Annotated in this window: 1 rRNA gene; it reads right to left on the bottom strand. The window is 51.1% G+C overall.

Annotated elements, in window-relative coordinates:
• Positions 1-72: 72 nt before the first annotated feature.
• Positions 73-2966, bottom strand: a 23S ribosomal RNA gene (locus FIV38_RS29725).
• Positions 2967-3130 lie beyond the last annotated feature (164 nt).

Genomic DNA, 3130 nt, shown 5'->3' with positions numbered 1-3130 from the left:
ATCGAACTTTCGGTTCGTTTCGTCTTCACACACCGCAATCTGGCCTTTCGACGCAAATTGCTTGGGTGTTATATGGTCAAGCCTCACGGGCAATTAGTATTGGTTAGCTCAACGCCTCACAGCGCTTACACACCCAACCTATCAACGTCGTAGTCTTCGACGGCCCTTCAGGGAACTCAAGGTTCCAGTGAGATCTCATCTTGAGGCTAGTTTCCCGCTTAGATGCTTTCAGCGGTTATCTATTCCGAACATAGCTACCCGGCAATGCCACTGGCGTGACAACCGGAACACCAGAGGTTCGTCCACTCCGGTCCTCTCGTACTAGGAGCAGCCCCTCTCAAATCTCAAACGTCCACGGCAGATAGGGACCGAACTGTCTCACGACGTTCTAAACCCAGCTCGCGTACCACTTTAAATGGCGAACAGCCATACCCTTGGGACCGGCTTCAGCCCCAGGATGTGATGAGCCGACATCGAGGTGCCAAACACCGCCGTCGATATGAACTCTTGGGCGGTATCAGCCTGTTATCCCCGGAGTACCTTTTATCCGTTGAGCGATGGCCCTTCCATACAGAACCACCGGATCACTAAGACCTACTTTCGTACCTGCTCGACGTGTCTGTCTCGCAGTCAAGCGCGCTTTTGCCTTTATACTCTACGACCGATTTCCGACCGGTCTGAGCGCACCTTCGTACTCCTCCGTTACTCTTTAGGAGGAGACCGCCCCAGTCAAACTACCCACCATACACTGTCCTCGATCCGGATAACGGACCTGAGTTAGAACCTCAAAGTTGCCAGGGTGGTATTTCAAGGTTGGCTCCACGCGAACTGGCGTCCACGCTTCAAAGCCTCCCACCTATCCTACACAAGCAAATTCAAAGTCCAGTGCAAAGCTATAGTAAAGGTTCACGGGGTCTTTCCGTCTAGCCGCGGATACACTGCATCTTCACAGCGATTTCAATTTCACTGAGTCTCGGGTGGAGACAGCGCCGCCATCGTTACGCCATTCGTGCAGGTCGGAACTTACCCGACAAGGAATTTCGCTACCTTAGGACCGTTATAGTTACGGCCGCCGTTTACCGGGGCTTCGATCAAGAGCTTCGCGTTAGCTAACCCCATCAATTAACCTTCCGGCACCGGGCAGGCGTCACACCCTATACGTCCACTTTCGTGTTTGCAGAGTGCTGTGTTTTTAATAAACAGTCGCAGCGGCCTGGTATCTTCGACCGGCATGAGCTTACGGAGCAAGTCCTTCACCCTCACCGGCGCACCTTCTCCCGAAGTTACGGTGCCATTTTGCCTAGTTCCTTCACCCGAGTTCTCTCAAGCGCCTTGGTATTCTCTACCCAACCACCTGTGTCGGTTTGGGGTACGGTTCCTGGTTACCTGAAGCTTAGAAGCTTTTCTTGGAAGCATGGCATCAACCACTTCGTCACTCAAAGAGTAACTCGTCATCAGCTCTCGGCCTTAGAATCCCGGATTTACCTAAGATTCCAGCCTACCACCTTAAACTTGGACAACCAACGCCAAGCTGGCCTAGCCTTCTCCGTCCCTCCATCGCAATAACCAGAAGTACAGGAATATTAACCTGTTTTCCATCGACTACGCTTTTCAGCCTCGCCTTAGGGACCGACTAACCCTGCGTCGATTAACGTTGCGCAGGAAACCTTGGTCTTTCGGCGTGGGTGTTTTTCACACCCATTGTCGTTACTCATGTCAGCATTCGCACTTCTGATACCTCCAGCAAGCTTCTCAACTCACCTTCACAGGCTTACAGAACGCTCCTCTACCGCATCATCCGAAGATGATACCCGTAGCTTCGGTGTATGGTTTGAGCCCCGTTACATCTTCCGCGCAGGCCGACTCGACTAGTGAGCTATTACGCTTTCTTTAAAGGGTGGCTGCTTCTAAGCCAACCTCCTAGCTGTCTAAGCCTTCCCACATCGTTTCCCACTTAACCATAACTTTGGGACCTTAGCTGACGGTCTGGGTTGTTTCCCTTTTCACGACGGACGTTAGCACCCGCCGTGTGTCTCCCATGCTCGGCACTTGTAGGTATTCGGAGTTTGCATCGGTTTGGTAAGTCGGGATGACCCCCTAGCCGAAACAGTGCTCTACCCCCTACAGTGATACATGAGGCGCTACCTAAATAGCTTTCGAGGAGAACCAGCTATCTCCGAGCTTGATTAGCCTTTCACTCCGATCCACAGGTCATCCGCTAACTTTTCAACGGTAGTCGGTTCGGTCCTCCAGTTAGTGTTACCCAACCTTCAACCTGCCCATGGATAGATCGCCCGGTTTCGGGTCTATTCCCAGCGACTAGACGCCCTATTAAGACTCGCTTTCGCTACGCCTCCCCTATTCGGTTAAGCTCGCCACTGAAAATAAGTCGCTGACCCATTATACAAAAGGTACGCAGTCACCCAACAAAGTGGGCTCCCACTGCTTGTACGCATACGGTTTCAGGATCTATTTCACTCCCCTCTCCGGGGTTCTTTTCGCCTTTCCCTCACGGTACTAGTTCACTATCGGTCAGTCAGTAGTATTTAGCCTTGGAGGATGGTCCCCCCATATTCAGACAAAGTTTCTCGTGCTCCGTCCTACTCGATTTCATGACTAAGAGATTTTCGCGTACAGGGCTATCACCCACTATGGCCGCACTTTCCAGAGCGTTCCGCTAATCTCAAAGCCACTTAAGGGCTAGTCCCCGTTCGCTCGCCACTACTAAGGGAATCTCGGTTGATTTCTTTTCCTCAGGGTACTTAGATGTTTCAGTTCCCCTGGTTCGCCTCTTACGCCTATGTATTCAGCGTAAGATAACCATCTTATGATGGCTGGGTTCCCCCATTCAGACATCTCCGGATCAAAGTCTGTTTGCCGACTCCCCGAAGCTTTTCGCAGGCTACCACGTCTTTCATCGCCTCTGACTGCCAAGGCATCCACCGTATGCGCTTCTTCACTTGACCATATAACCCCAAGCAATCTGGTTATACTGTGAAGACGACATTCGCCGAAAATTCGAATTTCTCAACTAAGAGAACTCACAAATTTTACCTTAGCCTGATCCGTTACCAGTGAAAGTAACGTTCAGTCTATCTTTCTATCACATACCCAAATTTTTAAAGAACGA

Source organism: Pseudomonas proteolytica, from assembly GCF_007858275.1.
Classification (GTDB): Bacteria; Pseudomonadota; Gammaproteobacteria; order Pseudomonadales; family Pseudomonadaceae; genus Aquipseudomonas; species Aquipseudomonas proteolytica.
This window is presented reverse-complemented; position numbering and strand designations above follow the sequence as displayed.